We start from the raw sequence: 713 nt of genomic DNA, 5'->3' as shown, positions 1-713 counted from the left end.
GCCAACGCGGCGGCCAACACTTCCGCCGGCAACGCGGCCAACGTCGCGCAAAAGGCGGCCACCACCGCCACGACGACGACCACCGCGCCAGTCAAGGCAGCAGCCACCGCCGCGACGACGAACAACCCGATGAGCGAGCTGTGGTTCCTGTTGACCGGCCAAACCGCCTTCCCCACCAACCTGGGGGCGGCCGTCAACGGCTACAGCCCGTTCGCCAGCCTGTTCTATAACACCGAGGGTCTGCCGTACTTCAGTACCGGTATGGCCAACACCTTCACCCAGATCTCCAAGACGGTGGGGTTGATCGGTGGTGCGGCTCCGGCGGCAGCCAAGGCGCTGCCCGGCCTGGGTGGGCTCGGTGGCCTGCTCGGCGGCGGCGCCGGAGCGGTGCACCCGGCCGCGGCCATCGGCGGGGCGGCCTCCATCGGCGGCAAGTTGTCGGTGCCGGTGGCCTGGACCGGCGCCCCGGCGCTGCCGGCAATGGGCCACACCGCGGTCCCGGTCAGCGCGATCAGCGCCGCACCCGAGGCAGCCGGGGGACCGGGCAACCTGCTCGGCGGCATGCCCCTGGCCGGAGTCGGCAACGGCACCCACGCCGGCGCCGGCCCCCGCTACGGATTCCGCCCCACCGTCATGGCCCGCCCACTCCTCACTGGCCAGCTGAGTCACCACATTCTGATAACTCAACGCAGCCGACTGCAGCTCCGCGGCGA

Annotated in this window: 1 protein-coding gene; it reads left to right on the top strand. The window is 71.7% G+C overall.

What is annotated here, in order from left to right; translation table 11 throughout:
* The coding region (locus tag A9X03_RS02500) for a PE/PPE C-terminal domain-containing protein (RefSeq protein WP_197695997.1) at window positions 1-713 on the top strand (713 nt) is incomplete at both ends.

This window comes from Mycobacterium sp. E1715 (assembly GCF_001667625.1).
In the GTDB taxonomy this organism is placed as follows: Bacteria; Actinomycetota; Actinomycetes; order Mycobacteriales; family Mycobacteriaceae; genus Mycobacterium.
The sequence above is the reverse complement of the archived record's forward strand: the minus strand, read 5'-3'. Positions and strand labels throughout refer to the sequence as shown.